The sequence below is a fragment of the Rothia sp. HMSC062H08 genome, assembly GCF_001810775.1.
Taxonomy (GTDB): Bacteria; Actinomycetota; Actinomycetes; order Actinomycetales; family Micrococcaceae; genus Rothia.
Window position 1 is genome coordinate 1 of the sequence record NZ_KV802652.1, and the last position, 1,613, is coordinate 1,613.

A 1,613-nucleotide genomic window follows, 5' to 3' on the forward strand; every position below is an offset into this window, starting at 1 on the left:
GGGTTCCTTTACCACTGTTTCAAGCTTGTATTTTTCCGACAGCAAAGCGGAAACAACCTCCAACTGCACCCGGCCCAAAAAAGAAAGAATGATCTCATGGGTGATGGAATCCACCTCGCAGCGCAAAAGCGGGTCAGTATCCGCAAGTTGCGTAAGAGCGTCCAGCAGCCGTTCTCTTTGCGCTGCCGTTTTCGGCGCAATCGACGTCCGCAGCATGGGGAGGGGGTCCTCACGCCACCTTTTACGAGGGAGCCGGGTTGGGTCCCCTAATACATCGTTTAACCTCACGCTGTCGCTGGGAAGGATAACAATTTCACCCGGATAAGCGGTGTCTGTCCGAACAATTTCCCCTTTGGATGGAATACGCATCTCTGTGATTTTCAGCTTTTCTCTCCCAGCCAGAGCCACCGTATCCCGCAGGCGCAGCGTTCCGCTGTATAGCCGCAAATAGATGAGCCGCTGGCCACAATCTGTATACTCCACCTTGAAAACGCTGCCGCATAGGGCGTCGCTCCCCTGTTCCCCAATCGGTTGGAACAGCCCTGTCACCGCATCCATCAACGGTTGAATGCCAAGGCCCTTTTTGGCGCTGCCATGATAGACCGGGAACAGGGAGGCGTCTTGAACCCGCCGCTGTTCCTCCTGCGCAAGTTCTTCCCGGCTGATTGGTTCTCCTGCGATATACTTTTCCAATAATTCATCGTTATTTTCGATGACCGCATCCCATGCTTCTATGTCGGTATTTTCCTCCAGGACTATTTCCGGGGACAGCGACACCGTCTGCTTGATGATAATATCGGCGGAGAGCTTATCCCGAACAGACTGATACACGCCCTGCAAATCAACGCCAGCCTGGTCGATCTTATTGATAAAGATAACGGTGGGAATGTCCATTTTCCGCAGGGCATGGAACAGAATACGGGTCTGGGCCTGCACACCATCTTTAGCGGAGATCACCAAGATGGCCCCATCTAAAACAGCCAAAGAGCGGTACACCTCCGCCAAAAAATCCATGTGGCCGGGCGTATCCACAATGTTGACTTTACATCTGTGCCACTGGAAGGAAGTGACTGCCGCTTGAATGGTAATCCCACGCTGCCGCTCCAAAAGCATGGTGTCCGTCCTCGTTGTCCCTTTTTCGACGCTCCCCGGTTCTGAAATGGCTCCGCTGGCATATAGCAGGCTCTCCGTCAAGGTTGTCTTTCCAGCGTCTACATGGGCAAGAATCCCGATATTGATAATGTTCATGTCTATCCTCCATACAAGGCCCAAATGGGCGCAAAAATCCCCAGCGGCTAATACTTTTACCGCTGGGGATCATGACTTCGGACAAACAGAAGTATGACGGCTTACATGAGCCGCTGTCCGTCACGATATTTACTAAAAAGGCAAAAGTATTCTTAAATTGGGTACAAAAACTAAGCCCCTGCAAGGGGCAATCATTTTTGCGCCCATTATCAAATTTTATTTAAGAATACCTTGCCGCATATTTGGTAGACTCCTCAAATCAGGATAATAGCAGTATATCATAGTAAGTAGCGTCCCGCATAGTGGTGTAACCGTGGGTGGTCGGCCCGTTTGATATGGGTGCGGTCACCGTGTGATCCTTCGAG

1 protein-coding gene is annotated in these 1,613 nt (G+C 51.3%); it reads right to left on the reverse strand.

The window, feature by feature from the left end; translation table 11 throughout:
* On the reverse strand, window positions 1–1,248 hold a 1,248-nt coding region (locus HMPREF2765_RS01935; protein WP_070604146.1), incomplete at its 3' end, for a GTP-binding protein.
* Window positions 1,249–1,613 lie beyond the last annotated feature (365 nt).